Consider the following 18,482-nt stretch of genomic DNA (forward strand, 5'->3'; position numbering starts at 1 on the left):
TCATGTTAGATACTGAAATGAAAGTGGCAATTTGTAAGATTGAATGTGGTGAAGAATCAGGTACAGGCTCACTAATTACATCGAAAATCGTATTAACTGCCTACCATTGCGTAGCCGAAGCAATTGAAAGTGATTCAGAAGTAAGTGTCACTTTTAATTTTAGTTCCCCCCCTTCAGTACTGAAAGCTCGTGTTCTTGGACATGACGCAAAGTTAGACATCGCTTTAGTAGAGTTAGAAGCTGTGTGTGACATCTCTCCAATCAAGCTTAGTGACTTATTACCTTTAGGTGGAAACCGCTTCTATTCCTATGGATGGCCTGCTAGCAAGCTAACTATGGGACATCGGTTAGAAGGATCGATTGTTCAAACTTTCGAAAGCCTTAAGTTAGGCTCAGATATAGAAATAAGTATAGATGAACCGATATCTTTAAGCGACTATCAGGGCTTTTCTGGAGCGGCACTAGTTTGCAATGATGTTTGCGTTGGTGTTATTCGGGTTTCCATAGAAAAAACCATCGGTGTTATATCTATATCTAAGCTATATGACTTTTTGAACAGCTTTGGCATTGCTATTGAAACGAATAAAAAACATTCAACCAGTCAACGCTTAGCCTCTAGGAAAGCATTCACTGAACAATTCGATGACTTTATCTCTGCACAAACCGGTAGCTATATTTTCATTAACGGGGCCCATGGTATTGGTAAATCAACATTTTGTGAGACATATTCACCAGAAACCTCTTCTTTAGAACACTTCGGGACATACAGCTTTACTCCAAGAGTAAGCACCAAAAATGCAACTCGATTAGCTCAACCTCAAGAGTTCTTCAACTGGCTTAACATGCAAGTTTCGATGTTCATTACAGGCACTCCTGGACGCATAGAAACGCTCGATTACCCAGAGCTCATAAATAAAACAGAGCAGCTATTGTTACGGTTAAGTGAAACATACTCTTCTAATGGGAAAACCGGGATACTATTTATTGATGGACTGGATGAAGTTGAACGACAAGATACTGACACCTTGACTAAGTTCATTGGTCTATTACCTATGACACTGCCATCAGGAGTGGTAATTGTTCTTTCTGCACCAAACTATGAACAGTTTGCGACTCGATTAGGTAATAGGCTAAATCGCGAATCATGCATTTCTATGCCTTCTCTCAGTGATAGTGCAGTTCAAAATTTTTGTTATGGTGCTCTTACTGCAGAGCACGCTAACTCAAAAACTGTAAGTCTGATTTGCGAACGAGTGCAAGGGCATCCACTATATCTTCGTTACTTAATTGATCTCGTGAATTCAGGTACAAGTAATGACGAACTAAAAAGTTTGCCATTAATAGACGGCAGCATTCGAAAGTATTACGACTTGTTGTGGCTAAAACTGAAAGAGGATAACGACGCCGTAAACTTGCTAGCAATAGCGGTTCGTTTGCGTTGGGGGATCTCTATCAGTCACTTTACAGAGATTTTGAACTCAAATGAACAAGCCATACTTTTAGGCACTCTTGGAAGAATACAACACTTGTTATTGAGCCCAACTGAAACGACGATATATCACTCTTCTTTTTCTGATTTTCTTCTTGAGAAGACAGCATTACGAGAACAGGATGTCCAGTTACGGTTAGCTGAACACTGTGAGAAGCAAATACAAAAAAAATACTGCTTACTCAATTTGATCTACCATGGTCTTAAAGCTGAAGGTACTGACAAAGCACAAGTGGTTGCTCTATGTACTCAAAAATGGATTGACGATTGTGTGTATCAAGGCATCGAGCCTGATACTCTCCTAGAAGATCTTAAAGGTGTTTTGAAAGCGGCAACAGAGCTTGGTAGCCTGGTTGAAACGGTTCGTATCCTTTTGCTTTGCCAAAGAATTCAGTTCCGGTATAACACATTGTTTGCTCAATCTGCTGATTTAATGGCAAGTGCTTTAATCTGTATTGGAAAAGAACAAGAAGCTTTGCAGCATGCAAGTCGGTATGGACAGTTAATTATACCGTTAGAAGAGGCGCTTGTCGTTGCATTGAAGCTTGTAGATTCAAACAGCCATGAGACAGCTTTAGAGTTGTTAGGCATCGTAGAGAAGTACTTAACAGAAGCTCTTGAACAAGTATCTAACGAAAATGGACTTTCTTATAAAGAGTTCCTAAATATCTATGACCTTCAAATACAGCTGTTCCTTCTAAAAATTCGTGCAGGGGATGATAGCTCGCGGTTATTACTTTCTAATTTCCAGTATTATTGGATGAAAGCTATAGACGAAACTGTAAGAGATAAGGATGCACGCAACCTTGTTCTAAATGAAATGCTAACTTACACGCAAGCTACATCGATGTGTTTTACTAGCAGTTATATGTCCATTTCTCAATTGCGAAAGTATTACTCCGGACCGTTAAGCGAGATAGCAGAACCAATCGTATTTGCAGTTCCGTTATATAAGGGTCTATGCGAAAGATACGAAGTAAATTATGACCAGGAGTTGCTTGACCAAGTTTTTTCTGATGTAGAAACTTTAGTTTCAGATGCTTGGAATGAGCAGAATAAAGTACATCCGAGCATCATTGATTGCTATCTATCCTTGGGTGCGCCGAAAAGCATTGTTTTGGCGCTAGGAGAGCCTGCGGATGACGTACCTTTACCTATATCATTTGTTGCTGATGACAATGTTACTATTGATTATTCTGAATTAGAAAATGGTATGGCAGTATGGAAGCATAAAGCGTTTATTGAGCCTGAATTCACCTGCCCCAAGTTAATCCCCCTATCTTCAAGTTCATGGTTAAATGGACTTAGTTCAATATGTAGTGCCATTGCTTGGTGTGATGGTACCGCAAGGCGGTTCAAAGAAAATGAGGACACAATAGGGTTAGAAGTTGTCTGGAAAACTCTAAATCAAGATATTTTAAACCACTTAAGGTTCAGTCTCGCGCAGCGTGTTCAGTGGGAAGACGCCTATGGCTTGCCAGAGGGCATTCTTCCTAATATATATCAATCAATTACAGAGTTAATTACTGACATATATCCTAGTGGAATTTGTGACTTACTCAATTTTATCGAGGAGCAATTTGACTGCCAATGTGGTATCTACTCAGAAGGCTTTAGAAGTATTCTAAACCAAGTTCTAACAACTGTTGTTAGTAAGCCATTAGACGTAGAAGTAGAGGATCAAGCATTTCTATTGCTGGATCGTTGGAAAGAATACGTAACATCTAACCTAGAGAACAGATATGAGCTCATTCCGGAGCTGTTAAGTATAATTCCACTTTACACAAGGTTAGATGCTTCGGACCAAGCGAAAAAAACTTATCAACTTGTCTTATCATTCTCCATGGGACCTAGTTGGTACAAGGAAGATCAACTAGGTTTAAGTATTACTGCACTAGAATCTGTTGATCAAGAATACATCGTTGAACCAGAAGTCATATGTCAAATAGCAGGACTACTAGATGCCGCGGATGGTGAGATGACTTTCCAGCGCTTTGTTAGATACGCTAAACGAGACTTCATTGGAGCTTTGTGTCAAAGAGGCTCCGTTCAAAGCGCTGTAAATTACTTTATTCGCCAAACCTACGGAACACTTGAACAAATGTATCAAGAAGTTACTCGTGGAGATATAGACAGAGTTTCAACGCTAAAAGGCACTCGTTTCCCTGGAGCTGCTCTGGATGAACAAGACTCAATTTTATCTCTCATTACCCCTCTGATTCCTAGGGCAGATTGGCAGCTATGTTGGGTTCTGTTGGAGTGCTTCCAATTTGGCGATTCACGCCACAGAGACAAGTTTGCGCATGCCTATAGCCTTTTAATCAACAAGTTAGCAAATGACAATGCTTTGCTAGACCTAGCTCTTGATAGGGTGGAGATTATTTGCGAGTCTGAATTTGATAGTTTAAATGACCGTTTAGAGTTCATTTCATCGCTAGCCTCCAATCTAAATGAGCATGTCAAAAGAATTTTCGCAACAAGATTTCCGGAGAGCATCGCCCAGTCAGGCCCAGACTTGACTAAAATTCCATCAAGAGAAGGCTCAAAATCTGATAATAGAGAAGCAGAAACAAAAGATTCCGATACAATTCACTTTCCAGGGACTTTTGGCAGCTCTAACTCTATTGAAGAGGCTAACGTAGCCTTATCTAATGCGTCTAGACACCTACGCCGTAGGAATAATTCAGAAGCAAAAAACGAAGTCATCTCAGCAATGAGTGCTATGGAGAGTGGTGGGTGGTCATTATGGAATGGAACTACATCGGTTGTTGAACAAGGAAAATCACTACTTCTGCAAACTGATAGTTCTGTTTCTGATTTAGTTAACCTACTTTCGCCTTTAATTGTGGATAAGCGTTATGCTGAGAGCTGGCGAATAGCAGAAAGTTTAATTACATGGTTAGCGAGTCATTGCCCTTATGACGAACAAGCCCAGGTCCTAAAACTAACAAATGAACATACTAGCTTAATGGTTGGAAGCCTAGAAGAGGCTGATAGATATACGTTTCTAGAGAATGACGACAGTTTATCTGATTGCTTAGCCAAACTAATTCTTCATGTTATCGATCACCCTACATGGCTAAGGCGCGAAAAAGCATCAGAGATGCTGATTTGGTTATCAAAGAGCTACCCAGATTTCGTCCAATTATTTGGAGCTAAAGCTTTTTCCATGAACAGTGGCTCTCATCCCGACTTAATTTGTGGTGCTCTTGAGCAAACATCTACATCACAACAAGCCTGGGAAGCTTTAGCTAAAGAGCTTGACTTTAATTCGATACAACAAAACTGCAAACATGTCGGTAGATATTCAGTTTTAGTGCGCATTACTAGACGAGCTACAGTGCAAGGATCAAAGTCTGCTGACGAGGCTTTGGATACGTTGGCGGCTCGCTTCAATGGTGCAACTAATAAAAGCATATCCGATGATGTTGAGTTACCTACATGGGCGGAATGTATTCGATCCAACTGGCCCAGATTAATGAAGCTAGGCGTGGTGAGTTCTTCTGTACTGGCTCAAGCAGAATCAATACTGCAAGAAACATGCTCACCACTATCTTTAGAGGCTAGCTTAGAATTAGAGCAGTTGTTGGCTGAAGGGTATTATGGAAACACAGAGCGCCCTAACCGCTGGTCCGATAAAGTTCGCTACGCGTTTAATGTAGCCTTGCATAATGTTGCAAAGGAACCGGAGTACAAACATATCGAAGCCATTTTCAGAAAGTACAATCCAACTCGCTTAGATAACTTAAGAATCACAAATTTTGAATCCCAAGCTATAAATTGGATACGCTCTAAACAACCAACACCGCTACACGGGGATCGTATTTACTTAGACTACTGTGAAAAAGTTTGGCACAAAGACAAACTGAGACTAGTTAGACTGACGGCGTATCTTACTGACAGTCCAGAAAATCTTCCTCTGCCTTCTGGGCGGTTCTCATCAACAGATAAGCCTTCACTAGATAAAACTTGCTTGATTGACACTTGTGCTAATGTTGAAGCTTTTCCTGCTTATTTTGGTAGTTTTACTCCAGCAATACCTACCACACACTTCATGAAGGCGACTGAGGCAAGCAGTTCCAATTTGAAGCGAGGTTGGTGGAAGTCAGGGCGACTCAAAGAAACATATGAAGGAGCTCCGACCAATGAGGGGTGCTTCTTATCGATTGATTCTAACGCTCTCAGACTACCACATGGATTAAGTTTGATTTGGGTATTTGAGTTAGATCTAGAACCTGTTGGGCTAATTTCTTTCGGATAATATTGGAGGATTCATGAATTTTGAAGCATATGATACACCAGATACTAGGTCGGAATTCGAACTACGATTTCACTATCTGCATAATATTATTAAACAAGGCAAGTTTCATGTGAATGCTGATATATCTATGGAAGGAATACTCAAAGTAAGAAAGCTCCCGAATGGACGGATTGATTTTCTAAGTGTTAATGAACAAGCTCGCCTTAACGCAAACATGATGTATCATATGCGAAATTTCAAGCTACCCGATAATATTGATTCTGATGAACAATAGGTTAGCACTGAATATCATCGATAAATTGTGGTGGTCAGTTATAACGGACCACCACATAATTCTAGACATTGCTCTGTAGATTATCCCCTGATTTTACTTACTCAAATACTGGATGGTATCCAAGCGCATAGCTCGACAGCTAATGATGCTGAATGTACAAGTGGAGTCGTTGTGTGAGTATAAATGTTGGCATTGATGTAAGTAAGGAAAGTCTAGATGTTTGTTTACTTAGCGATCAAACCAAGAGCGGACAACGCTATCGTAAGTTTAAGAACGACAAAGGGGCTCATTCTGACTTAAGCTCTTGGTTGCTAAAAACAGCCAAGTGTAAAGCAGAAGATATCTTAATCACTATGGAGTCGACTGGTATCTATCATGAGTCAATAGCTTTTTACCTACATATGGCTGTTTTTTTTTGGTGTTTATATCTAACCCCGGCAAAGCAAAAAAGTTCTCTCAATCATTGGGGCTTGTACATAAGACCGATAAATCGGATTAACATATGCTGGCTTTGTATGGCGAGCCGCGCTCATCTGTGGACACCAGATAGTCTAAATGTAAGGAATATCAAATCATTATCTCGTCGTCTGAGTGCTTAAAAAAGGATAGACTGAGAGAATCAAACCGTTTGGAAGCTAGTGAAATCGCTAATACTCATGAGCGAGTGATATACTCGATAAAACGCGTCATTAGCTTAATCGACGAAGAAATAGCCTCGATTGAGAAAGAGATTGATCTAACTATCAGATCAGACCCTACTGAAGTAGTGGCGATTCAGATCAAGACAAAGAACAGATGTCGAGAGGTGTATAATTTTAGTTAGGTCATACATCGGTAGCTTTAGAAGCACTTAGGTAGCGGAAAGGTTAGTGTATCGTTATATGGCTTGTAGATCTGACTATTAGTACTAACATAGAAGCGAAAGTATCGAGTGTTCATTTTCAAACACATACTCAGAGTATTTTGATTATGAACAATCAAACTCAATCAAAAAAAACAATACTTAACAAACTAAAATTCAATAACTTAAAATTCAATTTGATAGTTTAATTAGTTCTTAACTACTTAGATCTTGCACATCTTTATTGTCATCTAGGTGTGCAAGCAAACGACGAAAAGTCGCCGCATCCAGCTTATCTTGTTCTTCTTGGGACAAATTTTTGTATTTGAATTCAGCCACTTTGAGTTCCTTATTCTGTTCTATTTTATTGAGCCTTGTTGTTATACAAAAAAAGCCTGCTGTTCGCTAGGAGCAAAAGCAGGCTTTTATCAGATAAGCACTCTAATCTTTGATTAGCCGTGGGAAGTTCGACCTACAGTGTCGTGACTCAGCGCTTTATTAAGTTCAGCTTCCACATGACCTGGCGATCGTGTTGCGCCAGAGATCAAGCGGTACATAGCCGGGATAACAAACAGCGTCACCAAGGTCGCAAAGCCCATACCAAAGAAGATAACCGTACCCACGGCCACTCGGCTTTCGTAGCCTGCGCCTGTAGAGGTGATCAATGGAATCGCACCCGCTAACGTAGTAAAGGCCGTCATCATGATTGGTCGTAAGCGACGAGCAGATGCATCAACAATCGCTTTTTCAAACTCAATACCACGGTCACGCAGTTGGTTTGCAAATTCAACAATCAAGATACCATTCTTAGTCACCATACCAATCAGCATGATCATACCGATCTGACTATATACGTTCAGCCCTTGACTCATCAGCACCAAACCTAAGAAACCACCAAAGATCCCCATAGGAACAGTAAACATCACCACTAGTGGGTTGATGAAGCTTTCAAACTGCGCCGCTAATACTAGGTAAGCGACCAGCATTGCCAGAGCAAACACCACAAGGATGCTCGATTGGTTCTCTTTAAAGTCTTTAGACTCACCTGAGTAGCTCACCGAGATATCACCTGGTAGCATCTCAATGGCCTGCTCATCAAGGAAATCAAGCGCCTCACCCAATGTGTAGCCATCCATTAAGTTGGCTTTGATGGTGATCGATTTCTGCTTGTTGTAGTGAGACAGACGAATGGATGATGCCACCTCTTCTATCTTAGTTAACGTATCAAGCGTGACCAGTTCACCTGATTGGGTTCTCATGTAAATCTGGCTGAGATCATTGGCGTTATTAAAGCTGTTCTCATCGCCACGCAGGTAAACGTCGTACTCTTCACCGCGCTCAACGAAAGTCGTTTCACTTTTACCACCGAGCATGATTTCTAGTGTGTCTGAGATATCTGAAACACTCACACCAAGCTCTGCGGCACGCTGTTTATCAACCGTCACCAATAGCTCAGGGGTTTTCTCTGAGTAATCGATGTCTGCGCCTTCCATCATTGGCGAATCTTCAGCAGCTTGCTTGAGGATCTCTGCCCATTTTTGCAGTTCAGGATAATCAGAGCCACCAAGAACAAACTGAACAGGTTCACTCGAACCGCCACGGAAGCCTGGCATAAATGGGAAGATACGTACGTCTGGAATCCCCGTTAGCGCTTTTCTTACTTGACCGAGCGCTTCTTGAGCCGTCGCTTCACGCTCATTCCAGTCTTCGAGAATCATGATTACGAAGCCGGTTTGGTCACCTGCGTTACCGCCAAACGCTGGTGACTGCAAGCTGAATGACTTCAAAAATCCTTGGCCAAGCAACGGCATCAATCGTTCTTCAACCAGATCCATGTTAGCCGACATACGGTTATAACTGGTCGCATCCGCGCCACGAACAAACGCAAAGATCACACCACGGTCTTCTTGAGGTGTCAGTTGAGCAGGCACTTGCTGCATTAAGCCGTAGCTACCACCGAGACACGACAAAATAATGATCGGTGCCGCCCATCGCCATGCCAGAGCACGACGCAATACACTGCGGTAACCCTTCTCTAGCTTACCGAATACACGCTCTACAAAGTGATTAAAGCGGTTTGGCTTTACGTTCGCTTTTAAGATCTTACTGCCCAGAACTGGGGTCAACGTCAATGCCACCAATGACGAGAAGATCACCGACATCGCCAGTAATACCGAGAACTCGGTAAACAACAAACCAACCATGCCGTCCATAAACGAGATTGGTAGAAATACCATCACCAGAACCAACGTGGTTGCGATAACCGCGAAACCTACTTCACGTGTCCCTTTATAAGCGGCTAAAAGTGGTGATTCACCGCGCTCAATGTGATGGAAAATGTTTTCAACCACTACGATCGCATCGTCCACAACCAGACCAATCGACAGAATCAGTGCCATAAGCGTGATTAGGTTGATAGAGAAACCAAAGTAGTAAGCAGCAATGAAAGATGAAATCAACGATACAGGTACAGTAACCGCAGGAATCAAGGTTGCGCGCGCTTGTCCGATGAACACATACAGCACCAAGATAACTAAGCCACCGGTGATAAACAGGGTGCTATAAACCTCAGAGATTGAACGGTCGATAAAGACAGTTGAATCGTAATCAATCGCTAATCGCGTGCCATCCGGTAGAAACTTTTGAATGTTCTCAACTTCTTTATGAACCAAATCAGCAACTTCTAGCGGGTTCGCGTCCGATTGCGGAACGATACCCATGCTCACGTTTACAATGCCGTCACTCTTAAAGGTCGAGTTTTCGTTCTCAGCGCCAATATAAACGTCCGCAACATCTTTTAAGTAGATCGGGGAATTATCCGATGCACGTTTAACAACTAAGTATTCAAAGTCTTCAGCTTGAGTATATGAACGTGCAGTACGAACAGACATCACGATCGCATCGTTTCGAACCTCACCACCTGGGCTCTCAATATTCTCATTACGAAGCGCTGTGGTAATGTCTGTTGCGGTCACACCTCGACCTGCCATCAGCTCAGGTTTGAGCTTGACGTACATAACCTTGTAGAGACCACCTGAAATATCCACCGAGCTAACGCCCGAGATCAGACTGAACCGGTCGATAAGCACACGTTCGGTGTAATCCGTCAGCTGAGTTCGATCCATTTCAGTTGAACTGAGGTTGATATATAGAGATGCCTCACCACTGCCGTTGTTCTTATAAACGATCGGATCATCGGCTTCATCAGGAAGCGAGCGCTGGGCACGGGCGACCGCATCACGAACATCACTCACACCCGTATTTAGGTCGTAGCCTAATTCAAAGGTAATGGTGATACGTGATGAGCCATTACGAGTGGTCGACTCAATTTCATCAATCCCGCTGATACCCGAGAGCTGGTCCTCTAGATTAGAAGTTATCTGGCTTTCAATAATCGTCGCAGACGCGCCTTCGTAACGGGTACTGATCGAGACTACTGGGCTCTCAATATCTGGCATTTCTCGTACGGCAAGCTTACTGAACGAAACGATACCAAACACCACTAGCAGCAAACTGAGAACCAGTGCCGCTACCGGTCTTTTTACTGATACATCAGATAACAGCATTAGTTGCTTTCCTCTTTCTGAGGCTCACGCTTTGCCGACGTTGTCACACCAAGTTCTTGTACTTGAACACCGTCGCGCATATTCACAATGCCTTGAACAACGATCTTGTCACCAATATTGATGCCTTTCTCGATCACCACTTCATTATCGATACGAGCGCCTAGGAAGACCTCAGTACGCGTCGCTTTGTTGTCTTCGCCCACAACATAAACGTAACGCTTGGTCCCTGAATATTGCAGAGCTTGTACAGGGATAATTGGGGCTTCAACCGCTGGGAAGTCCATCTCAGCAGAAACGAGCATACCCGGCTTTAAGTAGTCATTCGGGTTATCGAAGTGAATACGCACACGCAAGTTCAGCGTTTCAGTATTGATGCGAGAGTCAATACCCACGACTGTACCTGAGAATTCAGTATCGCCCCACGCACTGGTACGTGCTGTGACTGTCATGCCTTTAGACAGCATTGCTAGGTAACGCTCTGGCACCTGAAGATCTAACTGCATCACAGATAAGTCATCCAAAGTCACCAATTCAGTACCTGAACTGACGAGTTTTCCTCGGCTAAAGTCGATAAAACCAACGGTGCCAGAAAAAGGTGCAGAGATATGAAGGTCTTTTAGATTAGCGTTTGCTGCTGCCAGTCTTGCTAGTGCAATCTCTACACTGGTTTTCTGCGCATCAATTTCGGTTTGTGTAATCGCGTTTCTTTTTACTAAGCGTTCAAATTCCGCCAATTTACGACGCTCATCTTTTAGATATGCTTTTGCTTCTGCAACCGCCGCTTTCGCCTTGTCGTCGTCTAATTGAACTAACAGCTGGTCTTTTTTAACGTCTTGGTTAGCTTTAACGTGAATAGAGTCCACTTTGCCTGAAATCTCTGAAGAGATGATCACCGACTGTTCCGCTTCTAGCTTACCGACGAGTGAAAGTGATTGATTGACTTGATGAATATCGACCTGCTCCGTTACAACCGTAACCGCGCTCGGTCCCATGCGCTTAGCCACTACGGCTGGAGACGCCAAAATGATAGATAAGCTAAGTAGAGATAAAATGGATTTATGTTTCATAACGATAGTCTGTAAGTTAGATTCAAGATCTCTATAAAGTAATTAACCGTATTCTATCAACTGATTGCAACGAGTAACGTCAAGAAGTGTAAATGTCGCTAAATTGCGCTGACATTCACGGTTTTCTCTTAGTGAGTTCCCTGATTAAATGTCAGGAAGCCTCAATTATCTTTTCTTGTAACGTCGATTACGGGCTTGATAATTTAGGATAGCAATACGGTACAGCCAGAACATATGTTCACTTACCGAGCAAAACGCGCACTTTTCGCTATCTTTGCCCAAAAAGGCAGCATTCAACACAAAACCATAAGAAAAACTCTTTACAGGTTAAACGTGTTTGCTATGATGCGCTCCGCACTTGAGAGATGCGTTGGGAAAAACATTTCTTAAGCCTATCCATTGAGAGATAGGAAAACACCCCTGGAGGGGTTCCCGAGTGGCCAAAGGGAGCAGACTGTAAATCTGCCGGCTCCGCCTTCGATGGTTCGAATCCGTCCCCCTCCACCATATTTCTTCTTAGCTCTTTAAGAGATAAGAAAACCTCAATTGAATCGTTGGGAAAACTTCAATTGAGCCTATTTTAGATAGGAAACACCCTGGAGGGGTTCCCGAGTGGCCAAAGGGAGCAGACTGTAAATCTGCCGGCTCCGCCTTCGATGGTTCGAATCCGTCCCCCTCCACCATATTCNACCCTGGAGGGGTTCCCGAGTGGCCAAAGGGAGCAGACTGTAAATCTGCCGGCTCCGCCTTCGATGGTTCGAATCCGTCCCCCTCCACCATATTCTTCTTAACTCTTTAGAGATAAGAAAACCTCAGTTGAATCGTTGGGAAAACTTCAATTGAGCCTATTTTAGATAGGAAAACACCCTGGAGGGGTTCCCGAGTGGCCAAAGGGAGCAGACTGTAAATCTGCCGGCTCCGCCTTCGATGGTTCGAATCCGTCCCCCTCCACCATATTCTTCTTAGCTCTTTAGAGATAAGAAAACCTCGATTGAATCGTTGGGAAAACTTCAATTGAGCCTATTTTAGATAGGATAATACCCTGGAGGGGTTCCCGAGTGGCCAAAGGGAGCAGACTGTAAATCTGCCGGCTCCGCCTTCGATGGTTCGAATCCGTCCCCCTCCACCATATTCTTCTTAACTCTTTAGAGATAAGAAAACCTCRRTTGAATCGTTGGGAAAACTTCANTTCAATTGAGCCTATGTTTTAATTGCTTTTAGCTTTTAAAGACTGGGGAAAACACCCTGGAGGGGTTCCCGAGTGGCCAAAGGGAGCAGACTGTAAATCTGCCGGCTCCGCCTTCGATGGTTCGAATCCGTCCCCCTCCACCATATTCTTCTTAACTCTTTAAGAGATAAGAAAACCTCGATTGAAYCGTTGGGAAAACTTCAATTGAGCCTATGTTTTAATTGCTTTTAGCTTTTAAARACTGGGGAAAACACCCTGGAGGGGTTCCCGAGTGGCCAAAGGGAGCAGACTGTAAATCTGCCGGCTCCGCCTTCGATGGTTCGAATCCGTCCCCCTCCACCATATTCTTCTTAACTCTTTAGAGATAAGAAAACCTCNTTCAATTGAGCCTATGTTTTAATTGCTTTTAGCTTTTAAAGACTGGGGAAAACACCCTGGAGGGGTTCCCGAGTGGCCAAAGGGAGCAGACTGTAAATCTGCCGGCTCCGCCTTCGATGGTTCGAATCCGTCCCCCTCCACCATATTCTCTTAAGAGATCGAAAAGCCAACTCATTGAGTTGGCTTTTTTGTATCTACATCCGCTCTATCTATCTCAATTTAAACATAGATTTGGTTCAAATTTTGTAGACCTACAAAATTTGACGCATTTAAGACTTCTCATCACACATCCCATAGCGTGCAAATACCTTATTAATCCATTGATACATATCAATATTTTATAAAACAATGAGCATAGAGTTTCCTTGCAAATACTAATTAAACGAACAATGTCATTTAGGCTAAGCAAGGAAAGAAACCATGAGTAATCACCATTGGATAATGATGAGTCTATATCTTATTGGATTAACAGCATGCGGTGGCGGAGGATCCAGTTCTCCCTCTACCCCGGTATCGTCTGCTATTTCTACCAATGAATACCTACCGGCACAAAATGGAGCGACTTGGACATACAGCGACGATAGCACCGGACAAAGCTATCAAGTTACAAGCTCTCCAGTCGCGGTTCATACAGATGGCAGTGAAACATTTTCACTGAACTGGCCACATAGCGGATTCAAGCAATTCTTTGAATATAAAGATCAAAGGCTGTACCTCGATGGGTTAACCTTCAATCAAGTTATGGTTAATGGCACCCGTTATAGTGCTCAATTTGATCTCTCTACTGCTCCCTTTCTTTTACTCCCACCTTATGCCGAATTGGGAGAAAGAACAGATGCAGGCTACAGCGACGTCACCACAACAATTACACCGAACCCAGGTCCAGCATATGCCACCGTGTTATCAAGTTGGAAAAACCACGGTATTGAGACTCTTGTTACTCAGCATGGCTCTTATGAAGCAATACACATTGAGTATACCTTAGGGTTTGATGTGACGGTTTACTCGCCAACATACGGAGCGATTGATCTGAACCAAATTCCATTAAGGCAAGAACTTTGGTTTACACCGAGCATTGGTATCATCAAGATCAAAGATACCAGCGCGTCTGTCACCAACCCAACAGAGCTCTCACTCGATGGCTTCAACCGATTTAGAGATGAAGATGGTGAGGTCACAGCAACACTTCCCGCGACCATTGAGATTGACGAACAAAGTCCTTGGAAAGACTTACACAGTGCTTTTGGTATTGATGCCTTTTACGGTACTTGGAAAGAAACCGCCAACACCTGTTCACCAGCTCCAACAGATGACGCTCGTTATCAACTTACTTTATCAAAACAAAGCTACACCTTAACCAAAATAACCTACCAGAATGGCGATTGTGGTGTTAATGGGAAGAACGTGTTTAAGACCGAATCCGTCAAGACGGGTGGTTATAAGTTCATTAGTGATGGAGAACCCTCAGATTCAATATCGCTTAAGCTCAGTGTTCAATCCGAAACGCTGCGCGACCAATTTTCTGATGGCCCTTGGGGTAGTTACTACGATGGTACCAGTGGCGTTGAAGAGATCATTACTCTCAAGAAAAGTACCGACAATCAGCTGCAATTTGAGATCTATGATTGGGGAAGTCTGCACAACCATACTCTGAACTATATTCCCTAGCTTCAAAGATGATTTCCTACCAAAAAAGAGCCCTTGCCATAACAGCAAGGGCTCTCAATATAATCACAAAATTGGATTAATTAACCTTGGATACCAACGATCAGCCAAGGTGCATTTGGAGCAGTAAGGTCACGCTCTAAGTGCCAGATATCAGTAATATCTTCTTCGATACCTTCAACTGAATCACGGTAGCGACCGCTAAATTGAAGGCTCAATTGCGCTTTGCTGCCATCATGGTCAGCGCGAACGATTTCTGCGTCTACATACATCACGTCTGTGTGTTGCTCGCCTTCAAGCTTGCTACGCTCTGCTTTTAGATCTTCAAACAGGCTTGGCGATACGTACTCTTCAATCGTATTCAGTTCATTGTGGTTCCAAGCACCTTGTAGGGTACGGTAGTGCTCACGAGAACCATTAATGAATGCCGCTTGGTCAAAGCCCGGTGGGTAGTTATGAGGAACATCGCTTTGTGCACCAAAACCAAAGCCACCTGCTGTACCTTGAGATTGAGGTTGTGCTTGTTCAAAGTTATGAACGTTTGGTTGCTGTTGTGGTTGCTCAAATTTGTTTTGACCCATACCACCAAACGCTGGCTGTTGGCCGCGTTGCTGGTTCATTGAGCCCTGTTTTGCGCCCAACATGCCACGTAGGAATTTGAATGCTAGGAACGCAATCAAGCCCATGATCAAGATATCCATAAATTGGATACCTTCAAAAGCGCCACCGAAGAACGCTGCTAACAGACCACCAGCCAGTAGCCCGCCTAGGATACCACCCATCAAGCCTTTCTTGCTTGAGCCGGCTGTATTTGTCTTGCCAGCTTGGTCTTGCTTAATCGAATTTGTGTTTTGCTGTTGTTGTTTAGGAGCGGGAGCCGTTTTGAAACTCTTACCAAATGACTTACCACCACCAAACTTTTTCGCTTCTGCGATTGGTGTCACCGCGACTGATACCATCATTATCGCGATTAGTGAGAAAAATCGTTTCATTGTTATCCTTTATAGGTTTCTTTATCTTTCGACTCTTTAATCATACTCGTTAACAATGAACAATGAAATATTCACAGCCGCTACACATGTATCATAATATTGCTGAGATTAATTTAGCCACTATTGAGCAATAGCATTGACGCCTACCAGAGGCGGAGACTAAAATATTGAACGTTGTTCATTAATAGAAATACATCATGGCCAGAAGAAACGATCATACTCGCGAACAGTTAGTTCAACTCACATTAGACACTGTGACTCAATTTTTAGAGGAACACTCATATCATGAGTTAAGCCTACGCAAAATCGCAAACATGATCGGATACGTGCCGAGCACTCTTGTGAATGTATTTGGTAACTATAATCTGCTGCTTTTGCATGTGGTTGCGAAAACACTAGATGAACTTTCAGCTGAAGCTGGTGTTGCCGTTGAGCAATCAAGCAACCCTCAAGACGCGCTATTTAATCTGGCTTACTGCTATCACGACTTTGCTCTTAAGCATCCAAATCGTTGGCAGCTTGTGTTCGAGCACAACATGAATGGTGAAAACCTACCTCAATGGCAATCAAGCCGCATCGATAAGATGACAGGCATGCTAGAGCAATTATTGCTGGCTATTGCACCTCATCACACCGAAAACGAAGTATTAAAAGCGAGCCGAGTGCTATGGTCTGGCGTACATGGCATTACACTGCTTAGCGTCGATGACAAGTTCTTCGCTTCCGAGCCAATTGATGGTAAAGACCTGATTAATAACTTATTATCAAATTACTTAACCAATTGGTAAGCCATTAAAGTGGCAAATGAATAAGGTCGCACATGAACAAGGTTCGCACATGAAGAGCAGCAGCCAGTCTTCGCTGTTAACACAACAAAGGTTCCTACCCTATTTTATTACCCAGTTTTTAGGGGCCTTTAACGACAATATCTTCAAAAATGTGTTGCTACTCTTTGTTGCATTCGCAAGCGTCGACACATTGCCGATTTCAAGTAACCTCTTCATAAACCTTGCCGCTGGTCTGTTTATACTGCCATTTTTCCTATTTTCCGCCCTCGCGGGGGTGCTCGCAGATAAATACGAAAAGTCATGGTTTATTCGTAAGGTAAAGCTGCTCGAAATTCTCATCATGTCCCTGGGTGCGATTGGCTTTATTTACGAAAGCTACGGTATCTTACTGCTTCTTCTGTTTCTTATGGGGACGCAAAGTGCCTTCTTTGGCCCAGTAAAATACGCGCTGCTTCCCCAGCAACTCGAACCCAAAGAATTAGTGTCTGGCAACGCCCTAGTTGAAACCGGAACCTTCCTAGCCATTCTAATCGGAACATTAGGCGCGGGGATTATCGCCTCACATGAGAGCGCAAAGATTGTTGCCGCTGTCTGTATTGTACTGTTTGCTGTGATGGGATACGGCGCGAGCTGTTTTATCCCTAATGCACCAAGTAATGCTCCAGACATGAATATTAAATGGCGACCAATTGCACTTACTCGCCAAACCTTAAAGATCGCGAAAAAAGATCGACCAACCTTCCAAGCGTTAATGGCGATCAGTTGGTTTTGGTTTTTGGGTGCGGCTTACCTCACCCAGTTCCCAAATTTTACGAAGATTCACCTAAATGGGACTGAGAGTGCCGTTGCTTTCTTACTGGCGCTGTTCTCAGTGGGCATTGCCATCGGTTCATTAGCGTGTGACAAACTTTCGAATCACCGTATCGAGATTGGCATCGTACCAATGGGGAGCTTCGGTATTTCGTTGTTTGGCCTTCTAATGGCACTAGCCGTTCCTGAAAACCTGCCTCAGTTCGAGTCGTTCAATCAATTTGTTGGTCATTCAGAGTTATGGCCATTATTCGCGTATTTGCTACTTCTTGGTATATCCGGCGGTATTTTCATTGTACCTCTCTATGCCCTGATGCAGTTTAGAGCAGAACCGAACGAACGAGCTCAGGTTATCGCAGGGCTAAATATCTACAACTCGCTATTTATGGTGGGTAGTGCGGTTCTTGGCATTGTCTGCTTAAGCTTATTGGAACTGAACATTGTTGAGCTATTCATCCTACTAGCCGCAATGAACACGTTAGTGGTGCTGTACCTCGTCTATCAAGTGCCTATCTACGCATTCAGGTTTTTCACTTGGGTTGTTACTCATACTATGTATCGCGTGAAACATAAAAATCTACATCACTTGCCAGAAAAAGGCGGTGCGTTGATTATTTGTAACCACGTAAGCTACATGGACGCGCTATTACTGAGCGCCGTTTGTCCGCGTTTGATTCGATTTGTGATGGAAGAGGATTACGCCAAGCTTCCACCTATCCGTCGATTCTTGAAACGTGCTGGAGTAATTCCGATTTCAGCAACAAATCGCCGCTCTATTCGCAACGCATTTAATGAAGTCGAACAAGCTCTACATGATGGCCACATCGTCTGTATTTTCCCTGAGGGGCGTCTGACATCTGATGGCGAGGTTGGTGAGTTTATGCGAGGCATGGAGCTTATTATAAAGCGCTCACCCGTTCCGGTAATTCCTATGGCATTAAAAGGCTTGTGGGGCAGTTACTTCAGCCGATTCAAAGGCCGAGCTTGCAAAGGACTGCCAACTCGATTTTGGACTAAATTGGAGATTGAAGCAGGTGATGCTATCGATCCCAAGCAAGCCTCTTGTGAAGTGTTACGCCAAAAAGTTATCGAGATTCGCGGCGATTTTCGCTAACACAGACACAATATAGCCGTCATAGTAGAGCCAAAAACAAACGTTCAG

At 43.2% G+C, this 18,482-nt stretch carries 8 protein-coding genes, 8 tRNA genes and 1 pseudogene; 13 read left to right on the forward strand and 4 right to left on the reverse strand.

Translation table 11 applies throughout. From position 1 onward, the window contains the following. Positions 1 to 2 precede the first annotated feature (2 nt). Positions 3 to 5,750: an AVAST type 1 anti-phage system protease Avs1b gene (gene avs1b, locus L1D60_RS19170; RefSeq protein ID WP_239842492.1), complete on the forward strand. Its 5,748-nt coding sequence runs from the start codon at positions 3 to 5 to the stop codon at positions 5,748 to 5,750. Between the two features lie 13 nt (positions 5,751 to 5,763). Continuing rightward, positions 5,764 to 6,024, forward strand: coding sequence for an AVAST type 1 anti-phage system protein Avs1c (gene avs1c, locus L1D60_RS19175; protein ID WP_050922757.1), 261 nt, complete (start codon positions 5,764 to 5,766; stop codon positions 6,022 to 6,024). A 1,066-nt stretch (positions 6,025 to 7,090) separates the two neighbouring features. Here avs1c and L1D60_RS19180 read toward each other — a convergent pair. The 3 genes and pseudogenes from L1D60_RS19180 to L1D60_RS19190 all read right to left on the reverse strand — a co-directional run. Next, a pseudogene (locus L1D60_RS19180) lies at positions 7,091 to 7,204 on the reverse strand (DUF1244 domain-containing protein); the annotation flags it as partial. A 113-nt stretch (positions 7,205 to 7,317) separates the two neighbouring features. After that, positions 7,318 to 10,431 carry a vibriobactin export RND transporter permease subunit VexH gene (vexH, locus tag L1D60_RS19185; RefSeq protein ID WP_239842493.1) on the reverse strand — a complete coding sequence of 1,038 codons (3,114 nt, stop codon included), beginning with the start codon at positions 10,429 to 10,431 and terminating at the stop codon, positions 7,318 to 7,320. After that, positions 10,431 to 11,498, reverse strand: coding sequence for an efflux RND transporter periplasmic adaptor subunit (locus L1D60_RS19190; RefSeq protein ID WP_239842494.1), 1,068 nt, complete (start codon positions 11,496 to 11,498; stop codon positions 10,431 to 10,433). The genes vexH and L1D60_RS19190 overlap by 1 nt, the downstream gene beginning before the upstream one ends. A 422-nt stretch (positions 11,499 to 11,920) precedes the next feature. Here L1D60_RS19190 and L1D60_RS19195 point away from each other — a divergent pair. The 9 genes from L1D60_RS19195 (at position 11,921) to L1D60_RS19235 (ending at position 14,733) form a co-directional block, all read left to right on the forward strand. Next, positions 11,921 to 12,005: transfer RNA gene (locus tag L1D60_RS19195), tRNA-Tyr, on the forward strand. Between the two features lie 91 nt (positions 12,006 to 12,096). Then, positions 12,097 to 12,181 (forward strand) — tRNA-Tyr (locus L1D60_RS19200). An 11-nt stretch (positions 12,182 to 12,192) separates the two neighbouring features. Beyond that, a tRNA-Tyr gene (locus L1D60_RS19205) sits at positions 12,193 to 12,277 on the forward strand. A gap of 90 nt (positions 12,278 to 12,367) precedes the next feature. Beyond that, positions 12,368 to 12,452: transfer RNA gene (locus L1D60_RS19210), tRNA-Tyr, on the forward strand. A 90-nt stretch (positions 12,453 to 12,542) separates the two neighbouring features. Continuing rightward, a tRNA-Tyr gene (locus L1D60_RS19215) sits at positions 12,543 to 12,627 on the forward strand. A gap of 118 nt (positions 12,628 to 12,745) precedes the next feature. Continuing rightward, positions 12,746 to 12,830 (forward strand) — tRNA-Tyr (locus tag L1D60_RS19220). 114 nt (positions 12,831 to 12,944) lie between these two features. After that, positions 12,945 to 13,029 (forward strand) — tRNA-Tyr (locus tag L1D60_RS19225). A 94-nt stretch (positions 13,030 to 13,123) separates the two neighbouring features. Next, positions 13,124 to 13,208, forward strand: a tRNA-Tyr gene (locus L1D60_RS19230). A 277-nt stretch (positions 13,209 to 13,485) separates the two neighbouring features. Further along, positions 13,486 to 14,733: a hypothetical protein gene (locus L1D60_RS19235; protein WP_239842495.1), complete on the forward strand. Its 1,248-nt coding sequence runs from the start codon at positions 13,486 to 13,488 to the stop codon at positions 14,731 to 14,733. 80 nt (positions 14,734 to 14,813) lie between these two features. Here the strand turns inward: L1D60_RS19235 and L1D60_RS19240 are convergent, their stop codons facing one another. Then, positions 14,814 to 15,722 (reverse strand): TIM44-like domain-containing protein, encoded by a 909-nt coding sequence (locus L1D60_RS19240; protein WP_239842496.1) that lies wholly within the window; start codon positions 15,720 to 15,722, stop codon positions 14,814 to 14,816. A 197-nt stretch (positions 15,723 to 15,919) separates the two neighbouring features. Between L1D60_RS19240 and L1D60_RS19245 the strand changes: the two genes are divergently transcribed. Further along, the gene (locus L1D60_RS19245; protein WP_239842497.1) at positions 15,920 to 16,510 is read left to right on the forward strand and encodes a TetR-like C-terminal domain-containing protein; all 591 of its coding nucleotides are present in this window, start codon (positions 15,920 to 15,922) and stop codon (positions 16,508 to 16,510) included. A gap of 49 nt (positions 16,511 to 16,559) precedes the next feature. After that, positions 16,560 to 18,434: an MFS transporter gene (locus tag L1D60_RS19250; RefSeq protein ID WP_239842568.1), complete on the forward strand. Its 1,875-nt coding sequence runs from the start codon at positions 16,560 to 16,562 to the stop codon at positions 18,432 to 18,434. Positions 18,435 to 18,482 lie beyond the last annotated feature (48 nt).

Origin of the sequence: Vibrio sp. Isolate30 (assembly GCF_022397975.1) — a bacterium.
Lineage (GTDB): Bacteria > Pseudomonadota > Gammaproteobacteria > Enterobacterales > Vibrionaceae > Vibrio > Vibrio fortis.

What these genes read in the sequence shown, in the direction of transcription:
- L1D60_RS19245 (WP_239842497.1), top strand. Translation starts at nt 15,920, where the DNA reads ATGGCCAGAAGAAACGATCATACTCGCGAACAGTTAGTTCAACTCACA.
- L1D60_RS19250 (WP_239842568.1), top strand. Translation starts at nt 16,560, where the DNA reads ATGAAGAGCAGCAGCCAGTCTTCGCTGTTAACACAACAAAGGTTCCTA.
- avs1b (WP_239842492.1), top strand. Translation starts at nt 3, where the DNA reads ATGTTAGATACTGAAATGAAAGTGGCAATTTGTAAGATTGAATGTGGT.
- vexH (WP_239842493.1), bottom strand. Translation starts at nt 10,431, where the DNA reads ATGCTGTTATCTGATGTATCAGTAAAAAGACCGGTAGCGGCACTGGTT.
- avs1c (WP_050922757.1), top strand. Translation starts at nt 5,764, where the DNA reads ATGAATTTTGAAGCATATGATACACCAGATACTAGGTCGGAATTCGAA.
- L1D60_RS19235 (WP_239842495.1), top strand. Translation starts at nt 13,486, where the DNA reads ATGAGTAATCACCATTGGATAATGATGAGTCTATATCTTATTGGATTA.
- L1D60_RS19190 (WP_239842494.1), bottom strand. Translation starts at nt 11,498, where the DNA reads ATGAAACATAAATCCATTTTATCTCTACTTAGCTTATCTATCATTTTG.
- L1D60_RS19240 (WP_239842496.1), bottom strand. Translation starts at nt 15,722, where the DNA reads ATGAAACGATTTTTCTCACTAATCGCGATAATGATGGTATCAGTCGCG.